At 36.3% G+C, this 22,146-nt stretch carries 25 protein-coding genes and 1 pseudogene; 9 read left to right on the top strand and 17 right to left on the bottom strand.

Features of this window, described 5'->3' with window-relative positions; translation table 11 throughout:
• Positions 1 to 22: 22 nt before the first annotated feature.
• The gene (locus PSA_RS20395) at positions 23 to 358 is read right to left on the bottom strand and encodes a hypothetical protein (protein ID WP_127924075.1); all 336 of its coding nucleotides are present in this window, start codon (positions 356 to 358) and stop codon (positions 23 to 25) included.
• A 91-nt stretch (positions 359 to 449) separates the two neighbouring features.
• Here PSA_RS20395 and PSA_RS20390 point away from each other — a divergent pair, with 91 nt between their 5' ends.
• Together PSA_RS20390 and PSA_RS20385 are read left to right on the top strand one after the other, a co-directional pair.
• Positions 450 to 875: a thiol-disulfide oxidoreductase DCC family protein gene (locus PSA_RS20390; RefSeq protein WP_042143840.1), complete on the top strand. Its 426-nt coding sequence runs from the start codon at positions 450 to 452 to the stop codon at positions 873 to 875.
• A complete protein-coding gene (locus PSA_RS20385) occupies positions 850 to 1,563 on the top strand; it encodes an SDR family NAD(P)-dependent oxidoreductase (RefSeq protein ID WP_042143843.1) in 714 nt (237 codons plus the stop codon). The genes PSA_RS20390 and PSA_RS20385 overlap by 26 nt, the downstream gene beginning before the upstream one ends.
• Before the next feature lie 15 nt (positions 1,564 to 1,578).
• Here the strand turns inward: PSA_RS20385 and PSA_RS20380 are convergent, their stop codons facing one another.
• The 10 genes and pseudogenes from PSA_RS20380 to PSA_RS24845 all read right to left on the bottom strand — a co-directional run bounded on the left by PSA_RS20380 (position 1,579) and on the right by PSA_RS24845 (position 10,408).
• Entirely contained in the window at positions 1,579 to 1,794 is a 216-nt protein-coding gene (locus tag PSA_RS20380; protein ID WP_042143846.1) for a TIGR02450 family Trp-rich protein, read from the bottom strand.
• Positions 1,787 to 2,347, bottom strand: coding sequence for a CIA30 family protein (locus PSA_RS20375; protein ID WP_059365032.1), 561 nt, complete (start codon positions 2,345 to 2,347; stop codon positions 1,787 to 1,789). Before PSA_RS20375 ends, PSA_RS20380 begins: the two co-directional genes overlap by 8 nt.
• A gap of 87 nt (positions 2,348 to 2,434) precedes the next feature.
• The gene (locus tag PSA_RS20370; protein WP_042143851.1) at positions 2,435 to 2,692 is read right to left on the bottom strand and encodes a DUF6482 family protein; all 258 of its coding nucleotides are present in this window, start codon (positions 2,690 to 2,692) and stop codon (positions 2,435 to 2,437) included.
• A gap of 23 nt (positions 2,693 to 2,715) precedes the next feature.
• Positions 2,716 to 3,000, bottom strand: a complete 285-nt coding sequence (locus PSA_RS20365) for a PQQ-dependent sugar dehydrogenase (RefSeq protein WP_371257874.1) — start codon at positions 2,998 to 3,000, stop codon at positions 2,716 to 2,718.
• 251 nt (positions 3,001 to 3,251) lie between these two features.
• On the bottom strand, positions 3,252 to 4,613 hold the full coding sequence (locus PSA_RS20355; RefSeq protein ID WP_042143855.1) for a sigma-54 dependent transcriptional regulator: 1,362 nt from the start codon (positions 4,611 to 4,613) through the stop codon (positions 3,252 to 3,254).
• 19 nt (positions 4,614 to 4,632) lie between these two features.
• Positions 4,633 to 5,796: a PAS domain-containing sensor histidine kinase gene (locus tag PSA_RS20350; RefSeq protein WP_042143858.1), complete on the bottom strand. Its 1,164-nt coding sequence runs from the start codon at positions 5,794 to 5,796 to the stop codon at positions 4,633 to 4,635.
• Positions 5,786 to 6,550: a hypothetical protein gene (locus tag PSA_RS20345; protein WP_042143860.1), complete on the bottom strand. Its 765-nt coding sequence runs from the start codon at positions 6,548 to 6,550 to the stop codon at positions 5,786 to 5,788. The genes PSA_RS20350 and PSA_RS20345 overlap by 11 nt, the downstream gene beginning before the upstream one ends.
• A complete protein-coding gene (locus PSA_RS20340; RefSeq protein ID WP_042143861.1) occupies positions 6,537 to 7,895 on the bottom strand; it encodes a hypothetical protein in 1,359 nt (452 codons plus the stop codon). The genes PSA_RS20345 and PSA_RS20340 overlap by 14 nt, the downstream gene beginning before the upstream one ends.
• Before the next feature lie 119 nt (positions 7,896 to 8,014).
• On the bottom strand, positions 8,015 to 9,184 hold the full coding sequence (locus PSA_RS20335; RefSeq protein ID WP_157575805.1) for a hypothetical protein: 1,170 nt from the start codon (positions 9,182 to 9,184) through the stop codon (positions 8,015 to 8,017).
• Between the two features lie 41 nt (positions 9,185 to 9,225).
• Positions 9,226 to 10,408: pseudogene (locus PSA_RS24845) on the bottom strand (IS3 family transposase).
• 482 nt (positions 10,409 to 10,890) lie between these two features.
• Between PSA_RS24845 and PSA_RS20320 the strand changes: the two are divergent.
• The 4 genes from PSA_RS20320 to PSA_RS20305 all read left to right on the top strand — a co-directional run bounded on the left by PSA_RS20320 (position 10,891) and on the right by PSA_RS20305 (position 14,691).
• Positions 10,891 to 11,994: a Fic family protein gene (locus tag PSA_RS20320; protein ID WP_042146390.1), complete on the top strand. Its 1,104-nt coding sequence runs from the start codon at positions 10,891 to 10,893 to the stop codon at positions 11,992 to 11,994.
• Positions 11,995 to 12,418: 424 nt separating this feature from the next.
• Positions 12,419 to 12,721: a hypothetical protein gene (locus PSA_RS20315; RefSeq protein WP_059365030.1), complete on the top strand. Its 303-nt coding sequence runs from the start codon at positions 12,419 to 12,421 to the stop codon at positions 12,719 to 12,721.
• Entirely contained in the window at positions 12,718 to 13,065 is a 348-nt protein-coding gene (gene tnpB, locus PSA_RS20310) for an IS66 family insertion sequence element accessory protein TnpB (protein WP_042146380.1), read from the top strand. The genes PSA_RS20315 and tnpB overlap by 4 nt, the downstream gene beginning before the upstream one ends.
• Positions 13,066 to 13,161: 96 nt before the next feature.
• Positions 13,162 to 14,691, top strand: coding sequence for an IS66 family transposase (locus PSA_RS20305; protein WP_059365028.1), 1,530 nt, complete (start codon positions 13,162 to 13,164; stop codon positions 14,689 to 14,691).
• A 274-nt stretch (positions 14,692 to 14,965) separates the two neighbouring features.
• On the opposite strand, the gene PSA_RS20300 is transcribed toward PSA_RS20305, so the two are convergent.
• From PSA_RS20300 to PSA_RS20285, 5 genes are all read right to left on the bottom strand, one after another.
• The gene (locus tag PSA_RS20300) at positions 14,966 to 15,436 is read right to left on the bottom strand and encodes a hypothetical protein (protein WP_042146372.1); all 471 of its coding nucleotides are present in this window, start codon (positions 15,434 to 15,436) and stop codon (positions 14,966 to 14,968) included.
• Entirely contained in the window at positions 15,433 to 16,641 is a 1,209-nt protein-coding gene (locus PSA_RS26595) for an RHS repeat-associated core domain-containing protein (RefSeq protein WP_042146370.1), read from the bottom strand. Before PSA_RS26595 ends, PSA_RS20300 begins: the two co-directional genes overlap by 4 nt.
• A 125-nt stretch (positions 16,642 to 16,766) precedes the next feature.
• On the bottom strand, positions 16,767 to 17,075 hold the full coding sequence (locus tag PSA_RS20290; protein WP_042146368.1) for a DNA-binding transcriptional regulator: 309 nt from the start codon (positions 17,073 to 17,075) through the stop codon (positions 16,767 to 16,769).
• Complete coding sequence (locus PSA_RS25455) at positions 17,065 to 17,208, bottom strand: hypothetical protein (RefSeq protein ID WP_157575804.1); 144 nt, start codon at positions 17,206 to 17,208, stop codon at positions 17,065 to 17,067. Before PSA_RS25455 ends, PSA_RS20290 begins: the two co-directional genes overlap by 11 nt.
• Before the next feature lie 110 nt (positions 17,209 to 17,318).
• Positions 17,319 to 17,621: a tyrosine-type recombinase/integrase gene (locus tag PSA_RS20285; RefSeq protein ID WP_042146367.1), complete on the bottom strand. Its 303-nt coding sequence runs from the start codon at positions 17,619 to 17,621 to the stop codon at positions 17,319 to 17,321.
• Positions 17,622 to 17,751: 130 nt separating this feature from the next.
• Here PSA_RS20285 and PSA_RS20280 point away from each other — a divergent pair, with 130 nt between their 5' ends.
• Entirely contained in the window at positions 17,752 to 18,102 is a 351-nt protein-coding gene (locus PSA_RS20280; RefSeq protein WP_042146365.1) for a VF530 family DNA-binding protein, read from the top strand.
• 702 nt (positions 18,103 to 18,804) lie between these two features.
• Here the strand turns inward: PSA_RS20280 and PSA_RS20275 are convergent.
• Positions 18,805 to 19,617, bottom strand: a complete 813-nt coding sequence (locus PSA_RS20275; RefSeq protein WP_042146363.1) for a sulfite exporter TauE/SafE family protein — start codon at positions 19,615 to 19,617, stop codon at positions 18,805 to 18,807.
• A gap of 391 nt (positions 19,618 to 20,008) precedes the next feature.
• Between PSA_RS20275 and PSA_RS20270 the strand changes: the two genes are divergently transcribed.
• On the top strand, positions 20,009 to 20,986 hold the full coding sequence (locus PSA_RS20270; protein ID WP_042146361.1) for a DUF1852 domain-containing protein: 978 nt from the start codon (positions 20,009 to 20,011) through the stop codon (positions 20,984 to 20,986).
• A 25-nt stretch (positions 20,987 to 21,011) separates the two neighbouring features.
• Positions 21,012 to 22,040, top strand: coding sequence for a methionine synthase (locus PSA_RS20265; protein ID WP_042146359.1), 1,029 nt, complete (start codon positions 21,012 to 21,014; stop codon positions 22,038 to 22,040).
• Positions 22,041 to 22,146 lie beyond the last annotated feature (106 nt).

Below are 22,146 nucleotides of genomic sequence, written 5' to 3'. Positions count from 1 at the left end.
ATTTGGGCTACAACTTAATGATTTAAGTGCGAGATTTTAAAATTTCAGGTAATCTATTTATCGCTTTCATTAACAAAGCAGTCAAACTAGCTACAACACCAAACTGCCCTAACATCAATAAACCCAACTTAGGCCAAAAGTTTACTTCTTCAGTAAAAAGTGGATGCCAAATATAGATTAATGTTAAATTGCCAGGAAATAGATACACTTTATAGCCAGGTAAAGTTCCGCCCCATACATCCCATAAATTCCAACTAAGTGTAAATGCAATCAAACCTATAATAACAGCGATGATCCCAGCATACACCGACACCTTAAATGTAGCTGATTGCACTATGTGTTTTAATCTGTAATTCATATGACTTTACTACCCAGTATATTTTTATAAATTGATCTTTCTCATTTTTTCACTCGTATAGTTTGTTGTTCTGTTTTTAAAGTGAGTTGTTATGACATCAGATAAATTAACTATTTTTTACGACGGTGCTTGTCCTTTATGTTGTGCTGAAATGGACAAACTCAAGCGAGATGATATCAATCATCAAATACACCTTATCAATTTGCATAACAATGTTTTTGAAAAACAATACCAACATATAAACAAAATTTCTGCTATGAAGATCCTTCATGGAGAGTATCAAGGAAACATTTTAAAAGGGTTAGACGTTACTCATCGTGCTTGGACGATTGTAGGTAAAGGCTTTTACGTTGCGCCATTACAATGGCCTGTATTCAAGCAATTATTTCACTTATGTTATTTAGTTGTTGCGAAATACCGTCAACCTATTTCTAGCTTTATTCATAAATATTTTGGTGTTGGTTCAGCACATTGCGAAAAAGGAGTCTGTTATGACAACACTGATCATAGGCGCTAATAGTGAGATTGCCAAAGGTATCGCTATCAATGTCAATCAAACCAATGAGCGATTAATTATTATCTCTCGTAATATCGAATTTTATAATGACCCAGTATTTAAAGATATCACTATTATAGAAACCAGTAGTTACCACGAAAGTCATATAAAATCTGCAGTGAAAGAATTAAATGTTGATGTGCTTTCACGGGTATTTATCTGCCACGGATTACTCCATGATGACACCTCATACCCCGAAAAAAAGCTTTCTGAGTTTGACCCAACGAGTTTTTTGAATATTATAAATGCCAATACGCTTACTCCACTATTGTGGTTAAAACATTTAACAACGCAAATGAATCATAAAAATGAATGTAAATTTGTTTTTCTGAGTGCCCGTGTAGGCAGTATTACTGATAATAAATTAGGCGGATGGTATAGCTATCGCAGCTCTAAAGCGGCGCTTAATATGTTGCTTAAATCAGCTGCAATAGAACTTAAAAGGACGGTTAAAAATGTCAAGTTAATTGCTTTTCATCCAGGCACAACTGACTCGCCATTATCTAAACCTTTTCAAAAAAATGTGCCTAAAGGAAAGCTATTTACCCGAGACTTTGTCGCTAGTGCTTTAATTGATATTACCAACAAAGCACAACTAGACGGCGAGTTGAGTTTTGTTGATTGGCAAGGTGAAACAATTGATTGGTAGTAATAAAGGCTGATGTTACTGCCAGCCTATTTTCCATAAATTTTTATCTTTTAAATTTCGCCAGTCAATATCGTATTCATTTTGATTCATCACAGCCTGTATAACACATTCAATTATTTTTTGTTCTTCATCGAAAAGCACTTTAGTGATCACAAAGTGCTTTTCTTTGTTTTTAACTTGTGTGCTGGTCCATTTACTATGTAGTAAAGACTTAGGGCTTATTTTATTCATCGATGAAATCTCCAAATTCTACTTGATAAACATTTAAAGAAAAATCGGCATTGGTTTTATGAGTCACTAAAAAGCCAACTTGCGCTATTTCATTGGAGTAAATAGGTGGTGCCGAGGTGATAATACGACCTCTGAAACTGGCTTTAAAATCTGATAATTTCATTGTGTGAATTTGAACTTTATCTTTTTGAGTTGAAAAACTGGTTTTGTACGCAACGCGATAACCATTAATGTTTTTAATTAATCTGATTTGGTAGGTTTTTCCGTCACCTTTAGCTTTGATCCGCACAGCGTCATAGAATGATTGCATGCTATATGAGAAGTAAGCACTACTAAACCCACCATTATTCGCAGTCGAGATTTGACCAAAAAAGTGCAAGTTATCACTTTTAGCTGACACCTTACCACGAGATAAACCGCCCATAACACCGTCATTGATCACTTGCCAAGACTGATTATTTAAATAATCTAAATCAATTGTCTGATGTGTTTGTGCTTTAGCTTGACCGAGCATATTACACAGTAATCCTAATAAAATTATTTGGCTTCGCATATATTACCAGCCTTATGCATTATCACTTAATTCAAAACAACAAAGCGACACATATGTATCGCTTTTGTCATATATCAAGCTTGAGATTTATAATACGATAGAAACTACTTGGTTTGATGCCATTGCACCTGACATGCCACACATTTCATCATAAGCAGATTCTAATGTTAATTGTGCCGATGAAATATTGTGTTTACGTAAAACATCTTTCGCCGCTGATAAAGAAGCGCAAACTTGAATAGTACCCAATTGTGGCATTGCGCCAAAATTTCCGTCGTCATCTGTAATGCCAACCAAGTAATGGCTGCCATCAGAAATACCTAAAATTGTTGTTTGAGATGCCATATTTAATTCCTCGAATAGAAAAACTATATGGCAATACGAAGCAAAAACACATTTAGATTATTTTTTATCAAATTTTTACCTTTTGCGATTATATTAACTTCATCGAAGCCTTTAGGACCATGTTCATGTGTCCAAATATCGCCTGTTATAGGATGTTTAGCCATGCCTTGTGGGTTACGATGGCCATATGAGTAAATGGCAGACTTTGACATGCCATTTTTAGTAAAAGGATTATCCTCAGGAATACGACCGTCATCATGTAATCGATATACTTTACCTGCATCACGCTGCAAACTTTGAGGGTTGATGTCTCTTTGGCCTCACGGCAAGATCATGATAAATTGAACTTTTTACTTTAGTCACGAATAGGTAAAGCTCAAGGTCCTCTGGTCTTCAACGTTATGAGAAAGATAGGGATGGCATTGTTCAAGCAAGATGAGTCGAAACAAGCCAGTATGGCGGCCAAAAAGAAAATGGCAGGGCTAGACGATGAATATCACTCAACCCTGTTAGAGTCCGGGATTAAAATGCGCTTGCCGTGAGGTGAAGGAGTATTATATTACTTAAAGATTTGATCCCGTTTAATTTCATGCTGGATCAATTTTTTATGTAGATATGAACGATCTAATCCCAGTGATGCAGCCACTTTTGTGATGTTACCTTGATACTCTTTCAGCCGCTTTATGATCAATTCTCGTTCAACATAGCGCAAATGAGCTTTTAATGTGAGTTGATTACTTTCTGAGATTTGCTCTGTACTTGCATAGGCTATTTCATGAGGGAGGTCGGCACAAGTTAAGGTCTCACCGCCCATAATTAACATGCGCTCTATGGCATTATGTAATTCACGCACATTGCCAGGCCAATGATAGTCAGTCAACAGTGATAAACAGCTTGGCTCAATTGTTCTATTAGTCATACCATGGCGTTGGCTAATTTGGCGGACAAAATAATTAGCGAGTAGAGGAATGTCGCTTTGTCGCTCTCTTAAAGAAGGTGATTGTACAGGGATAACACTTAACCGGTAGTATAAGTCTTCTCTAAATTTTCCTGTATCGACTAGTGCTTTTAAGTTTTTATGGCTTGCAGCAAGTAAACGAATATCCACTTTAGTTACTTGATCAGAACCCACTTTTTGTACCTCTTTATATTCTAATGCGCGCAGTAAAGTTGCTTGCACTGATAAAGGAATGTCAGCAATTTCATCAAGAAATAACGTCCCTTGTTCAGCCATTTCAAAATACCCTTTTTTGTGTTTATCAGCGCCAGTAAAAGCTCCTTTGATATGACCAAATAAGGCACTTTCAAATAAGTTTTCTGGTATTGCTGAACAATTTACTTTTACGATACTCTGTGCCGCTCTTTGACTATTTTCATGGATCGCTTGTGCAATTAACTCTTTACCTGTACCACTTTCCCCTGTAATTAATACATTAACATTATTGTTAGCCACTTTTTTAATGGTGGTTTTAAGTGATTGAATCAGTTGATGTTCACCAATTAGCGCTTGTTCAGCCTGCGCTTGTTCAATCGCATTTAACTTTAAGTGCATTTGATGAAAGGCCATACAGTTATTCACGGTGACAATCAGTTTTTCCGCATAAAATGGTTTCTCTAAAAAGTCATAAGCGCCTAATTTTAATGTACGCGCAGCTTCGTCTAGTGAGGCATTCCCTGAAATAAAAATGGTAGGCAAATCAACTTTTTCTTGCTTCATTTGTTGATACAACTCGATACCATTTTTTTGTCCAAGACGAATATCGATAACGGCTAAATCAAAGTAATGGGTGTGCATTGCTTTTATCGCGGCACTAGCACAGGTATAAAAGGAGACATCGTAGCCTTCTGGAGTTAAACAGGCACTAAGACTTTTACAGATATTAATTTCGTCATCAATAACGATGATTCTTACTTGCCCCATGACTACCTTCTTTCATTAACTATGTTTTACTACTAAGTAATGGTAATAACAATTCAAATGCCGCGCCATCACTGCATGCAAGACATTGTATATCACCTTTGTGATCTAAAATTATTTTTCTGACAATTGCTAAGCCTAAGCCCATATTTTCACTTGAATCCGTTGACTTTTTAGAGCTGTAATAAAGCTTAAAAATGCTATCTCGCTCTTTTTCATTGATGAGTTTACCTCGATTAAATACCGTTAATTTTAACCAGTGATGTTGATTGACCATCTTTTTGATGGCTACAGAAAATGTCACATCTAATGGCTGACAATTTGGATTGGCTTGAATCGCATTATTAACAAGGTTTAGCAAACATTGGTTAAATAGGATAACATCGGCATCAATCAAAACGCCTCGTGATTGTTCAATATTATCAGCTACTTTCATATTGAAATTGACACTCTGCCAGGCTGGACTGTATTGTTGAATAAACTGATCAAGGTGACTCAATATATCTAGGCATTGAAAATCGGGTTCAGGTAACTTTGAAAATTTATTAAAGTGACTAACCATGTTTTTAAGTTTGTTAACTTCCTCTGAAACAACATTTTCAGTGTTATTTAAATTTTCGGCAAAACTATTCCTGTCTAATTTTTGATGTAGTCTTGATAAATTGCTCACCATCATTTGGATAGGTGTTAATGGGTTATTAATTTCATGAGCTAATTTCCCAGCGATTATTTGCCATTCATCAAAGTAGCTTAATGCTTGTATTTTCTTTTCTTTGGTAATGTTACTCGATACCATCAGGCGGTATGACTTAGCCACTTTTCGACTTAAAAAAATAGCAGCAATAGTTGAGAAAATTAGCACTGTAACAAACAAAATGAGGTAATAAGTTAAGTAGGTATCGCTTATTACCTTTTTCACTAAATCTGGCTGTTGAAAAATTAACAATTGTTCAGAGACAGTATTAAATTTTTCTTTGTAATTGTCGGTTTCTTTGGGGTTAAGTTTTCTTAAGGTTTTCAAATCTTGCTGATAGTTTTTTAACATTTGAATCGTACTGGGTTTTACCACCAAAGAAGTTGCGCTGTCTAATATTTCATTTAACAATAAATAAGACGCTAGAAAAGGCAAAAGAGCGAGGGTCAAAATAGCAGTGATTAAATAATAACTGACAAGATTACTTTTCATTATTTACCTGCTGAAGCTTGATTTTTTTTGTTATAACTTTGCTTTTCCATAAAGAGATTATGTCGCTAGGCCCTGTGTATTGAGATAAAATTTTATCGAATAGCTTTTCAAATCTTGGTCTTGTGGTTGTATTTTTTCCGTGCATGATAGATTTCACTGCCTTTCCGTCAATGCTAATAATCCGGTTATAATGGCTACCTTCATTTACATGACTCATAGCGCCTTCACTGCCATCTTTATGTTCTTGGCTAGTGTTTATCCACGATTTGATTTTTTCAATACGCTTTTGTTCAACCGGGTTAACAAATACTTGCGCTTTGATGCGAAGGTTATTTGTTGCTTGTATTGCACTTAGGGGACACTTTATTTCTAGATTTTTCAAGATACGATATACTTCTTGAATATTAGTAATCCTCAATATGGCGGCTAAGCCATGATTGTCAACTTTTTCAATACGATAATATTCATCCCATAAGTCATAAGTGACGTTTAATGAATGAGCGCATCGGGTCAAAACTTCATCCTCTTTTTCAAAGCTAATAATGGAATGAAATTGGCTTTTTAAGCCACTATTTAGCTCCTTATTTAACAGTTCATTAGGGTAGTTAATATCAGTGATCTTTAGAGATAATTGGTGTGTTTCTTTGAGAACAGATAGTTCGATTGCGTCAGCAGCTAGGCTGGTGCCAATCAAGTAAACTGTTATTAGGCAAAGTAACTTGTACTGAGCAATAGAATGCTTATTGACTTTCATTTAGACCAACTTTGAGAAAAAATCGGTATATCATGCCCTCGGTTTGGTAGGTATAACCTGCATCAAACTCGATAATATGAAAGTCTTCACGCGAATTATTGTCATACCAATCTTGTTTTTTCTTGAAGCTTGTTCCTAACGACCAACCTGAGTACGCACCGGATTTTGCGTTTATCATTTTATGACGCGTATATTTAGCTATGAATCCAGCTTCTTTAATTTTTGAATAAAAGTGACTATTAGATTGTTTATAATAATCCGCATTAAGACCAAAAGAGATAGCACTATCGTCATCGATATTTACATGCGATAAATAAGATAACTGGTAGCGATGGCCGTCTTTAAGTGTTCTATAGCGAGTCGATAATTTATCACCATATATCGGAAATAAAGTATCATTTTCACTGTTAAACCCATAACTGAAGAAATAATTTTCATCGATTTTTTCATCCAAGTCACCCTCAATGCCCATTGAAAAATAAGAGTAACGTGCAAACCTTCTACCAAAAGAAAACCAACTTTGCTTATTCGATGGATAACTTTCGCGAGAGGTTTGGCTGGTATTATCGTCTTTTTCGGTATATTTAGATCGGTTCTTGGTTAATTGAATATACGCAGTAAAATAATAGTACGGTGAATTAAGTAAATGCGGATCATAGTAATCCAGAGATAGTGTATTGTGCAAAGTAATATAACGGGTAGACCAACTATCAGTATCTGCAGGTTCGATTAATGACTGTTTGAAATGATCTGCATCTTTATCATATTTGTAACCAGAAACACCAAGAGAAAGCTCTTTTCCTGAACCAAGGAAGTTAAAATTTGTTGCCTTTGCCGATATATATTGTTGCGTTTCAGATATACGATACTTATCTCTATCACATAAATTAATGAGTGCTGCTTTATTGTCTGGCACGGCGTCGCCAAAACAAGCATAAAAATCTTCTTTTGATTTTATTCGTTTTACGTCATAAGAGAGGTCGTATTGAAGATTACTCGCTTCTTCAATATCAAAAACTACGACCACATGACCGCGTTGTTTCCCTTTTTTTAAATAGACATTAATATCTCTAAATTGAATTAACGTACTCAAGCGCAACTTTGCATCAATTATTTCGGCTCTGTCAAGCTGGTTGCCAACATTCTGATAGTATTTATTTTTAATAAAACGACAATCAGTATGCTCGTTACCAGTACAAATAATATCATCAATAACCAGCGTTGTTTGATCAAACGACTCTAAGTACTCTTTTTCTGTCACACTTGCTACGTTATTTTGTGCTAAGCAATCAAATGTCAAATATGCAGACCATAACACCAACCAAAAGTACGTGTTTTTTTTCAAAAATCTATCCTAAAAAATAAGCTTTGCTTGAATCGTTTTTTTTAATTTTATCAGGCTCAGATATTACGATAAGTATCAAAGCCTGACAAGTGATTAAAATTCAATGACCTGGTATTACGTTAGAATGATTTTTTCTTAGTGCCACTAACTTTTGTTGAACCGATTTTTTCTAACATCAGATTTCTGATCACCATGAGCATCGCTAAAAACCAAATCGACATAACGCCACCATTACTTTTTTGCGGCAATGGCTCAGTCAATATAGGTTTTTTGATTGGGCTAGTATCTACTTTATCTTCAACAGGCCAAGGCAAGTCTATTTGTTCTGGTAAATCACATGCAAGCTCTTGTTTAACTACTATAGGCACATACCCTACTTCAAGTCCTTCTGGTGGTGTTACAATCAAGTTATCGTCAAAACTAACCAGATTACCTTTAGAGGGAGGGGCTAGGTACTCATCTGTACTTTTCCAGTGAGTATGCATTTTTTCAACCATAGTTTGTAATTTATATTTTTCATCCGCAGTTAAATTATATTTTTTTATGCTAGGTTGGTCAGTAAATTTATACCAATAATAGGTCACCTTCGAGCAATCATTAAGTGTCGCCGTATAAGGGCCACTTGCATAGTCAGTAAATAGCTCTTGACCAGCACTATCAACTTCATAAGCCTCTGGGTTTCTACTTGGTGCCGGTAGTTCTTCATTAATTAAATTAGTCTCGCTCGGTACTTGGTTTTCTTTGATTGCCAGTAATGCATTGCCTTGTTGTTTGAAGTATTTTGGGTATAACCCCATGCCATTTTCTGGTGGTGCATGCCACTGTAAACCAAAAGAGTTATCATCAAATATTGTAGGGGTTGCGATATCGTAAAATGCACTCGTGTACATATCATCGATGTGCAGACTATTGAAGGTATGTGATAACATCGGTTTGCGCATGCCGTTAGCATCAAATTGTGTTGGAGAAACCTGATCACTTTGCTGCCAATGGCTAAATTTATGAAATAAGGCATCTTTGCTGTATATCGTCAAATCTTGCATGATAGTGGACTGCCCATCGCTATTCATCGGATATTGAATTTGTGGTACCTTATAATATGTATCTCCTTTATTGTCTTGTTGTTTTAATGCCCGAGTCCAGCCAAACTCCATAGTACCAGAATCACCTAACATTAACGGCTGATTGTCTAATCCGAGCCCTTCGATTGCGCTGTACTCTTTTGATAATTCAGCCCATAAATCAGGTATCGAAAAAGCCACAGGGCCCTTAAAGTTTTGCGTGTTCACAAATAATGTCCAACTTAAGTTACCGACAGGTACTGTAGTGGTCAACTAAATTTGGCCACAGTTTTAGAATTTAACCAGAACCTTCGCTCTGATTCATTTGGACTTAAGCCTGCATTATAGTGATGAGGCCTGATCTCGCTGTAATAACCTATTACGTAATCAGTAATTGCACCTTTGGCTTCTTTAAAATCGATGTAACCCTTTTTCGGCTCCATTCAGTTTTAAAGCTCCTAAAAAACCTTTCCATTGGCGCATTATCCCAACAATTTCCTCGTCGACTCATACTTTGCTTTATTTGATATTTCCATACCCTCTGACGATACTTTAAGCTTGTGTAATGACAGCCTTGATCTGAGTGAAACATGATACCTTTAGGTTTTCCTCTGCTTTCATAAGCCATATCTAAAGCGGCTATTGTTAATTCACTATCTGGAGACAAGGAGATAGCCCAACCAATTGGCTTCCTTGCAAATAAATCAATTACAACGGCTAAATATGCCCACCTGTGACCAATCCAAACATAGGTCACATCACCACACCAATACTGATTGGGTTCAATTACATCAAACTGTCTGTTTAATAAATTGGGTATTGAAATATGCTCTTTCTTTGCTTTTTTGTACTTATGATTTGGCGGTTGAGAGCTAACCAGTCCTAATTTTTTCATAAATTTAGCCGCTCGATACCGACTTAAATTAAAACCACGATAAGATGCAATATCAGAGATAGTTCTGGCACCCGCAGAGCCATTACTTTCTTTATGTATTGCTTTGATTTCAATAGATAACCTTAAATCATCAGTTGATACTGATTTATCTCTGTTAACCCAATATTTATAACTACTGCGATGTGCGCCAAATACATCACATAATGTTTTAACTGGGTGACTATTGCTCTTATTGAGTTTCTCGATTATCGAGAATTGTTCAGAGAGTCCGACATCAATAGAGCTGTAGCCTTTTTTAATATATCCTTTTCTAATTCAATTCGCTGTATACGCTTTTTCAGTTCTCGAATTTCAATTTGTTCAGGCGTCATAGGTGATGCTGAAGGTGATTTTCCGCTTCGCTCAACCTTTAACTGGGCAACCCATTTACTCACAGTTGATTTACCCACATTCATAGCTTTTGCTGCTTCTTCTTGAGTGTAGCCTTGGTCAATTACTAACTGAGCTGTTTCAAGTTTGATCGCTGCAGAATATGTTACACGGTTTTTCTTTGTCATATGTCACCTAAATTGGTTATGAAATAATCATAACATTTCTTATTAGGTGGCCAAAACTACTGTACCACTACATCAGCTAGGTAGTTGATCGTGCGGGTGTTTTCTTTAATGAATTCATTTGAATAAATGGTGATATTTTATTAGGTAAGGGACTAGGTTTTAATTTATTTTTGAGTTAAATTTAATCTTATTTTTTAACGTGAGGTCTTATTATGGTGCCTAAAGTAACCTATTGCTGATATCATGTTAAATTCCCCCTTATTTTTTAACATGTGGTCTTATTATGGTGTCTGAATTAACCTATTGCTGACGTCATGTTAAATTTAATCTTATTTTTTAACATGTGGTCTTGTTATGGTGTCTGAAGTAACCTATTGCTGACGTCATGTTAAATTCCCCCTTACTTTTTAACATGTGGTCTTGTTATGGTGCCTAAAACGACCTATTATCGTTATAAAATTAAATGACTAAATGAATGTAACATGACTTGGAAACCTGAAATACCGTTCGATCTGCCGCCTTTGCCAGTGAATGGTGTTGAAACGATAAATATTCTTAAAAAATTGACGCCAGCAGCTAGGGAGCTTTCAGCCTTAAATCAAGTCGCAAGACTTTTATCCAATCAAAATCTTCTAATAAATTTGATACCAATACTGGAATCAAAGTCTAGCTCTGAAATAGAAAATATTGTTACAACAACAGACGCTTTGTTTCAACATGATTCAGACTCTTCTAACGCAGATCCAGCAACAAAAGAAGCCTTAAGATATAAGCGAGCCTTATTTGTTGGTTTTAATTCAATTACAAGCGAACAAGCAAGACCGCTTAATACTAGCACTGCAAAAGAAGTATGTAGTGAGCTGACAGATAGGAAAGTAGATGTTAGGAAGATTACGGGAACAGACCTGAGAAACCAAAGGACTGGAGAAATTATCTACACCCCGCCTGTAGGGGAGACAAACTTAAGAGACAAGCTTTCTAATTGGGAGCAATACATTCATGACCATGATGTTGACCCTCTTATTGCCTTGGCTATATCTCACTATCAGTTTGAGGCCATTCATCCGTTTTTGGACGGAAACGGTAGAACGGGGAGAATAGTTAACATACTGTTTTTAATTGAGAATGACTTGCTCTCCCAACCTATACTGTACTTAAGTCGATATATAGTTAAAAACAAAGAAAAATATTACGAACTATTGCTTAAAGTAACAAGCGAAGGCGATTGGGAGTCCTGGATATGTTTTATGCTAGATGCTATAAGGATCACAGCGCAATGGACTATAGACAAAGTGAACGCAATCGTTAATCTTCAGAAGTCTGCCGCTGAGCACATCAAAGAGAGCGCAGAAAATACATATTCACATGAGTTAGTAGAGGTTCTATTTGAAAAACCATATTTACGTTCTAGAGATATTGTTGATAGAGATATTTATAAATCTCGCCAAGCGGCCATGACTAACTTACATCGCTTGGTTAAACTAGGAATACTTGAGATTAAAAAATCAGGAAAAGAGACTCTATTTATTAACCAAAAGTTATTAGATTTGATGGCATATGACAGCAACGACTTTGAGTCATATTAAGTAGGTTTGATGAATTAAGCAGCCTTCGGCTTGGTTGCTCAATTCTGACTCCACTGTTTGGCGACTTGTAGTGGCGAAGGAACGAAATGCATTAGATTGTACACATAAAGGTATCATTCAATCTTATCTTTATTTATTAAGTCATAGAGTTTTTGTGCTTACTCAGTATCGCGTGTAAAACCTATGACAAAGCCCGACTTATTTTAACCACCTATACACATAATAGATATTATTGCGCCGTTTTACATTTGAAACACATTTGCGTTGCCTAAAACGGCCCATATTTTATGGGAATAAGTGAAAATGCTAGAAAAGTACAGAAACGAAAGTAAAGATAAATAAGACGTAAACGTCCGGCGATCTGCATCTAACAAATATTTACCAGTCTCGTTAAGTTATAACCAAATAACCTTTGGAGTAACTTATGAGAATTATGCGCAACCAAGAACAATGGCAATCTATCATTGAAGCCCAACAATCTAGTGGTTTAACCATTATTGATTATTGTCGCCAACATAAACTCTCACTTACTAGCTTTTATGCTCACCGTAAAAAACTAAATTTAACGCAATCTGGATTTATTCGCGCTAAAGTGACGCAACAAGTTGAGTTTGAAACACGCCAACCTGACAATATTAATCTCAGTGTTGGAAATGCAACGCTTACCTTTCCAAGTTCAATCCCAGCTTCATACCTTGCTCAACTATTACGAGAGTGTGCCCAATGAAAATGTTTGTTGATGTGCCGAAGGTGTTTTTACATCGTGATTTTGTTGATTTTAGAAAATCCATCAATGGACTCACTGGTATTGTGGAATATGAACTTGCTCGTGATGCTTATACTGGTGCGTTATTTGTATTTTGTACTAAAGCCAAAGATAAACTCAAAATTTTGTATTGGGATAAAACAGGTTTTGCATTGTGGTACAAACGACTTGAGAACCAAAAGTTCAAATGGCCTAGCAAAATATCGACTCAAGAATTCACATTGAGTTCAGAGCAGCTTCAATGGTTATTATCAGGATATGACGTACTTGGTCATGAGCCTCTACACTATCAATCACAGATCTAGTTAGATCAAAATAGCAGTCAATGATCGTGTACACAGCCTTTATATTATTTGAGTTTGAAAACAGATTAGACTTAAAATTCTTGCTAAACTGCGAGCATGAAAATTGATGCTAATTCACTGCCAGACGACCCAGAACAACTCAAGCGTATGTTGCTTGAGTTGCAGCAGATCGTTACCAAAAAAGATGAAATCATTCATAGCTTGCTTGAACGCTTTGAAGTAGCCAAACGAAAACAATACGGTAAAAGCTCTGAGCAATTACCTGGCTCAGGTGAAACCTTCAATGAAGCTGAAGAGGTTATTGATGAAGCGGATAAAGCTTTATTAGCCGAGTCAGAAATAAATAAAAGTAACGTAGTTAAGAGCAAACCAAAACGTAATCCACTACCAAAAAACTTACCTCGTAAAGTCGTCACTCTGGATTTATCTAGTGAAGAAAAAACCTGTGATTGCTGCCACAGTAAGCTACATCAAATCGGTGAAACGCGTAGTGAAAAGTTAGAGTTCGTACCAGCACATATTAAAGTGATAGAAACTGTTCGCCCAAAATATGCGTGCAAGCAGTGTGAAAAAATAGGCACCAAAAATCACATTAAGTTAGCACCTATGCCAACAAGCCCCATTCCAAAGGGTATTGCAACAGCGAGTTTGCTGAGCCAAATTATTAGCGCTAAATATCAATATGGCTTGCCATTATATCGACAAGAAAAAATGTTCAATGATTACGGTATTGAGCTGAGTCGTAAAACCATGTCTGATTGGATCATGCGTTGCGGGGAATTATTTGCTCCGTTGTATGAAAAATTAAAAAAGACCTTACTTAGCCAAGCTGTCATCCATGCAGATGAAACCCCCTTAAAAGTCATAAAAGAAGATAAAAGCATCAGTTACATGTGGGTGTATTGTTGTGGTACGGATAGTCCAACGAGTAACATGATACCGAATATCGTTTTGTTTGATTATCATAATAGCCGTGCCGCATCTTGTGTGGTTAATTATCTTGATGGCTATCAAGGTTACCTACAAGTTGACGGTTATAGCGCTTACGGTAAAACAGAAGCAAAAATAGCAGGTTGTATGGCACATGCACGTCGAAAATTTGTTGATGCAAAAACGGCGCAAGGGAAAAATAAAACAGGAAAAGCAGATGTTGCTTTAAACCTTATCGGAAAACTCTACGGCATTGAAGCTTCGCTAAAAGACAAAAGTGCTGGTGAAAAGCATCAAGTACGACAAAAAAAATCAAAAACGATTATCGATAAACTTCATGTCTGGGTAATTAATAATAAAGACAAAATCCCACCGAAATCAAAACTAGGTGAAGCACTTACTTATTGGCTTAATCAAGAGCATAAACTTGTCACTTACTTAGAAGATGGGCGCATTAATATTGATAATAATCGGGCCGAACGTGCAGTTAAGCCGTTTGTGATAGGTAGAAAAAATTGGCTATTCTCCAACACTGCAAAGGGAGCAAACGCAAGCGCCATGCTTTATAGCATTGTTGAAACGGCCAAAGCCAATAACTTGTTAGTTGATAGCTATTTGAATACTTGTTTAGATGAACTTGCCAAAAAGCCTGAGAGTATTGAGCACCTGCTACCTTGGAACATTAAACTAGGCTAGATGTATTTCCCCAGACGCTTACCCTTTAAGGGCAGTTATAGTACCAAGCTGGAATTGTTAGATATATACTCCTATCCACCTGAACCACCATTCCGATAGGTTGAGCCACAAAGTGTGATTATTGTGGGAGCAGTAAATTTGATGGTTTGGAGCAAGAGGATAAGTTGTCATTCACTCATTAAGAAAAAAGGTCATCGAAAGATGACCTTTTTTATAGTTCTATGATAAATACCAATCAAAAGTTATAAACGCCTGCATTGTTAATTGGATATTGTTATTCTTTCTTTTGATATTGAGTTAGGAAAAACATCAGAAAAGAAAAAGCTATGACAAAATATACAATACTATAGTTACTGTAATTATTTTTTCTATTTTGTAAGTATTTATCATATTTTAAAATCCATTTATCGTTTACTTGTAGAGACATTAATTCATTAGATATTGAATCTATATGTGAACTTACGACACTACCTTTCCCAACCATTTTTTTAATAAGATCACAACTTACAGTAACACCAACTCTTCCTGTTAATTTAGCACCATTTTCTTTAACAGTAATAGTTAAAGTATCACTTGTTTTTACATTGCGCTCACAAGCTAGGGCATCTATTGTATATGAAGCAAAGACTGTTCGTTCTTTTATATCCCTTATATATTTGTTAGGGTCGGAGTTAATGTGCTGATTTATCCCTAAGCATAAAAAAGTAACAAGACCTACTAAAGCAAATATTATTTTAATTTTCAATTACCACCTCCCAAATTATTTAGTGTATCAGCAGTAACTAATGTATCAGCTATGTCAAGACCTGTGCCTGTTCCTCTCACCAAGTTAACAGTTGGAATTCCAGCACCGCCAACTGCAAATGAAGCCGAATTAACTAGTATTCTCGCTGCATTGCCAGGGTTCTCAACAAAGGGAAAAGCCGCTCTAGCGTCAGGAGTTGATAAAAAGTCACCTACAAAAGCTTCCGTTGTAGTTATATTGTTCCCATTAGCTAATGCATGAGTTTGATCCACTCCCCATGCAGTGAGAGCCACTCCTCCAGGACAAAAAGCCCCTGTCATACATAGTTTTGCTCCTCCAATAACGGCTAGTCCTGCGGCGGTAGCCTTAATCGGGTTTTTCGCAACAATACTAGCTGTACTTGATATTTTCTCAGTTACTGCAATTGCACCATTTTCAGCCGAATCTTCTACTGAGCCAAAAAAGTTAGCAATTTTTTTACCTGCACTTCTCCACATATTACCCCATCGCTTAAAGGATTTAGAACCACCTATTTCATTAACAGTGAACTGAATGGCCGCAGTAACCGCACCATTAGCAAATTTTCCACCTGTCAGTTTTGACACTGTTCCTCCAGCAATAGCCTGTACCATTACTCTACCAATTGATTCGCTAGTATTGATTTTTCCAATACCTTTCATTATACCTGCGGTAAAAAACCCATGTCCAAAGTTACCCCCCTGCAAATCAGACATTACTCCTCCTGCCAAGGCATGAGCACCTACTTGTGCCATATCTCCAACACCATAAGCTTTAAATGAACCGCCAAGCCCACCAAATACAGCTCCTGATATAGCACCTTTTAAAGCTCCCTTCAAAGACCCTGTAGCAACAACCCCTCCAGCTGCACCAGCTATTGCCCCCGCAATCGCACCTATTGCGATTTGACTTCCAGCCAAGGCCTTGCCAGCTAACCATCCTGCGGCCCATCCCGATGCAGCCCCAGCCGTAACATATGTAGCAATAGCTGCTACAGCCACTCGCCAATACTTTTTAACAGCCTTCTTCAAACCACTAAAAAAATACCCACTCGGATCGGTATAGCTCATCGGGTTATTCAACACATAACTATAACGGTTATAACTCTGGCTATTCTTAGGTGCTTGAATAAACGGATCAGCCTGTAGGAATCGACCTAAGGTTGGATCGTAGATCCGACCGTTCATATGAACAATTACAATATAGAAATCAATGCCAACCTGCTATACCGCTGATAAATATTATTTTTTATAGTTATAAAAAAACCTAGTATTGCACTAGGTTTTCAATTTAATCTTGGTACGCTAAGAATTTAAATAACAGCTTCAATTCCATTTCTTTTTATTAATGATAATAGTCTAAGTGCTGCACCGTGTGGTTTTGACTTTCCTTGTTCCCATTTCTTTACACTTTCACTGCTCATATTTAATACAGTTGCAAGTACTCCCTGACTAATTCCTTCTTGTGTTCGGATTTCACGGATCTGTTCAGCCGAAAAATCTGCAAGCTTGGCTTCAGTTGTCAATATATCAATTTTACGCATGGTAAGCTGATCAATTGTTCCTGTCTTATTTAAACGTTGTGCCATACGATGCATTTTATCTAATCGATTATCCTTCATCTATAACCTCTCTTAATAGGCCTTCACCTATATCTATATTTATCTGTATATCACTGGCTAAAACTAAACTTCGACCGATAAGACGGTATGTTTCCAATAATTTATCAGGTATTTCCTTTCCCTTTTTTGGCACATCCGCTTTTCTCCAACCATCAATAAAAAATATTTATTCTCATTTACACTCCTCATAAGTGTAGTAAAGAATACCACACTTCAACAATAAAACTCAATTTCATAAATTACTCAATCTGTGCCCTTACCTGCCGGATGAGTCCTACTGTATACTTCTTTTAACTTTTTCTGGGCAACATGCGTGTATATCTGAGTGGTGGAAATACTTGCATGACCCAATATTTCTTGTACATAACGAATGTCAGCACCGTTATCTAGCATTAACGTTGCAGTGGAATGACGATATAAATTACATGCACCTCCTTTTCTGAACCCCGCGAGTTTTACATACTTAGAAGCCAGTTCAGACATTCTAGGAGGTAAAAAGGCTTTGCCATTGTTAGCAAGAAAAAGCGTTCCATCCCCGCCCGACACGACTAATTTTGGTCTTATCTACTTTTTAGCTAATTATTTTTATTCAGGATGAAGTTGAGTATTACACACGTAAATCTGACAATATTTAGGAAACTTGTTACAATACTTTTTTTTTGATTCTAGGTAGACAATGAATAACAGTAATGACCCACTACACGGTGTGAAACTTGAAGAGATTTTAACCAAACTGGAGAAAGAAATCGGTTGGGCTAAAATGGGTGAGTTACTTAATATCCGTTGTTTCATCAACAACCCGCGTATGAAATCAAGTTTAAAGTTTTTGCGTACAACTCCTTGGGCGCGAAGTAGAGTTGAAATTTTATACCTCAAAACATTTTGTAGTAAGCATAAAGAAACAGGGAAATTAATCAGAGCAATACTTGCTCAGAATTCGCAAGTAGCAGTAAAAAAATCTAAAGTAGCAGAAAAGACTTCCAATAAGCCAGATTCCTTTGTTTGGCAAACACCTAAAAATAAATAGATTTATGCTCAAGACGTTAGTGATTTAATTTACTAACGTTAACTGTCGCTAGCGAAAAAGAATATGATCGTCATATCTTTTTTACGAGATGTCATTTTATTCTCTAGCTAACCGTATTATCTTTTAACTAGAGTTGCCTAATCTATTAAACCATATTAATCGGAACTGGCCTTACTACTGCGCCTTTTATTTACAAAATAAAAAAGTAAAGTTATCACTATTGAAGATACTAGATATGCGGGAAAAGTTGTTTTTAGCATTAATAATGCACTATCAACTCTATGCTCTTCATGAAGAAATGGCGTAGCCTGTCATTTAAACGAAAAATTATAGATAGCAAAATTTATGATGAAAGTAACAACAGCTAGACTGAGATAAGTAATCAGTGTTTCCATAAGCGTCTATTTTACCTCTCAAAAACATATTTCTCGAGACTCATTAAAATCACTCACTCTATTACAAAGCTCAAATATGTTTCTTGTGAACATTGATGAGCTAGTTATTTCATCTTTATTCCATAGGCCTATATGGTCCTCACTTTGATTAGAGAGCGGTTCATTTAAAAGCCTGTAAAACTAATCAGTTTGAATTTAAGTACTGTTACAGGGGAAAATTTACAGGGGTTCAATTATTTTAACAATTTTATCTAGCACTTAAAGTTTCCACAAAAAATTTATTTGTGGAAACACCGTCTACTCCCTGTTAACTCACAACCATGCTTATAGCTGTAACCAATAATAATACTGAGAAGATTTTTTTGATTAAAGGAACCGGTAAAGAATGTGTTGCTTTGGCTCCTAATGGTGCGGTGAACCACGACGTGCAAACAATGCCTAATAGTGCCGGTAAATATACAAATCCAGCAAATCCGTCTTCTAAAGAAAAATGACTCATGCCTGAGCTGATGTAACCAATTGAGCCAAATAATGCGATAACGATACCGCAAGCAGAGGCACATCCTATGGCTTTTTTCATATCAAGTGAGAAAAACGTTAATAAAGGCACTAATACTGCACCACCACCTATGCCTATCATGGCAGATAACCCACCTGTAATAGTAGTAAAAAATGTTAATGCACCTTTGTTTGGCATTTTACGTTCAACAGATGAGTCGCTTTTGGTGCTGCTGTAAAACATCTTTATTGCAATGAGTGTCACGCTAACAGCAAACACTAAGCGAACAATATTTTCAGGTAATAGTGAGGCCATAAAACCACTTATAAGTGCACCAAGGGCTACACCTGTCATTACCCAAGGGGCTAAACCCCATGGTACATTGCCATTTTTATGATGAGCGATGGCTGAAGATGTTGATGTAAATAATATTGATGCTAATGATGTTGCAATTGCTACTATCACGATTTGCTCGGCCGGTAAAACCGCTAAGTAAAGTAAAATGCTACTTAAGATTGGAACAATCACTAATCCACCACCAATACCAAGCAGCCCAGCTAAAAAGCCAACACCACAGCCTAGCAACGCACAGTATATAATTAACATCAGTAGGTCATTCATTCAGATCATCTCTCTAATAATTTTGCCCGATATCATAGCAACTTACATGATAACTACTTAGCTTTTTGATAAAGATTAGCCTTGAATAATACTCATGTTTTATATGAAGAAAACACATGCTAGTACATTTCAGCTACATCCATCTAGACATCTTTACGTTTTATAAGTTGAAGTTTGAATCCGTTTTGTAACTCAATACGCGCTTTTGAATTTTTCTCACGTTTCATGTGAAATTAAACCGTTTTTATTCATCCATTGTTACACGTATAAATATAAACAGTTCTTAGACTTAAGCTTAAGCCATTAGGCACAATCAAAAAATCAGATTGAAAGGTCGATGAAGATTAAAAATAAACTTACGTTTTATAAAAGCGAATTGGACACCAACATCATGAATAAAGATTTCACATTTACAATAAAAAGCCTCAGCCTCGATGAAAACTATCATCCATCGGATAGCACGCGTATTACAACTAACTTTGCTAACTTGGCTAGAGGTGCAAGCCGTCAACAGAACTTACGTAATGCTTTAAATATGGTAAATAATAGCTTTAATGCGTTAGCTAATTGGGATAACCCTAAAGGCGATCGTTATTCTGTAGAACTTGAAATAATTTCTGTTGATATGGATATTGACGGTAGTGGTGAAACTTTCCCATCCATCGAAGTTTTGAAGACGAACATTGTTGATAATAAAACGAATGAACGTATTGAAGGCATTGTAGGTAATAACTTTTCGTCATATGTGCGTGATTATGATTTTAGTGTATTACTACTTGAGCATAATAAAAATCAAGCGCAATTTAGCATTCCAGATGACTTTGGTGTTTTACATGGCAAGTTATTTAAGTATTTTGTTAATTCAGATGCTTATAAACAGTATTTTAATAAGCCGCCAGTGATATGTTTGAGTGTTTCAGATAATAAAACATATCAACGTACTGAAAATCAACACCCTGTATTAGGTGTTGAATACTTGCCTAATGAATCTTCTTTGACTGAGCAATATTTCAAAAAAATGGGTTTGCAAGTGCGTTATTTCATGACACCTAACAGCGTTGCACCTTTAGCTTTTTATTTTTTTGGTGATCTACTAAACGATTACTCAAATCTAGAGTTGATCAGTACGATAAGTACGATGGGCACATTTCAAAGGATTTACCGACCTGAGATTTATAATGCTAATGCTGTTGCCGGAAAGTGCTACAAGCCTAACTTGAAGAACTTAGACCATTCACTTACTCAAATTGTTTATAACAGAGAAGAGCGTAGTCAGTTAGCAATAGCCCAAGGTAAGTTTGCAAAAGAGCACTTTATCAAACCATATCAAACAGTGCTTGACCAATGGTCTGCTAATTACACGCTTTAATTAATAAGGTATAACGGTATATATTATGAAAACATTATTACCAACTTCAACAGCCGGTAGTTTACCTAAACCGGTTTGGCTTGCACAACCAGAGACACTTTGGTCACCTTGGAAATTGCAAGGTGAAGAATTAATTACGGGCAAACAAGATGCATTGCGTTTGTCATTACAAGATCAGCAACAGACTGGTATTGATATTGTTAGTGATGGCGAGCAAACGCGTCAGCATTTTGTGACGACATTTATTGAACACCTCAATGGTGTTGATTTTGAAAAGCGTAAGACAATTAAAATTCGCGATCGTTATGATGCAAGTGTTCCAACAGTTGTAGGTCCTGTATCACGTCAAAAGCCAGTGTTTGTTGAAGATGCTAAATTTTTACGAAAGCAAACCAAGCAACCAATTAAATGGGCATTGCCAGGCCCTATGACGATGATAGATACGCTTTATGATGACCATTATAAAAGTCGCGAAAAACTCGCTTGGGAATTTGCTAAAATACTCAATCAAGAAGCCAAAGAGTTAGAGGCTGCTGGTGTTGATATTATTCAATTTGATGAGCCAGCGTTTAATGTATTTTTTGATGAGGTTAATGAGTGGGGCATTGCATGTTTAGAAAGAGCGATAGAAGGTCTTAAATGTGAAACGGCGGTACATATTTGTTATGGCTATGGCATTAAAGCCAATACAGATTGGAAAAAAACGTTAGGTTCTGAATGGCGACAATATGAAGAAGCTTTTCCTAAATTGCAAAAATCTAATATCGATATTATCTCGTTAGAGTGTCACAATTCACATGTACCAATTGATTTACTTGAACTTATTCGTGGTAAAAAAGTAATGGTAGGTGCTATTGATGTCGCAAGCGATATCATAGAAACACCAGAAGAAGTCGCGAATACGCTACGAGCAGCACTTAAGTATGTAGATGCTGATAAACTTTACCCTTGTACCAATTGCGGTATGGCACCTTTATCTCACGAAGTAGCAAGAGGTAAGCTCAATGCTTTAAGTGCCGGTGCTGAGATTGTTAGAAAAGAGCTTTTAGCTTAGGTTTGCCAGATCTTTGTTTTGTATTTTAACACATTTCAAAGATCACACCGCTAATATTATGAGTGCATTGATTTACCATAAGATTATATTTTATCTTGGATAGAAT

This window comes from Pseudoalteromonas sp. '520P1 No. 423' (genome assembly GCF_001269985.1).
Classification (GTDB): domain Bacteria; phylum Pseudomonadota; class Gammaproteobacteria; order Enterobacterales; family Alteromonadaceae; genus Pseudoalteromonas.
This window is presented reverse-complemented; position numbering and strand designations above follow the sequence as displayed.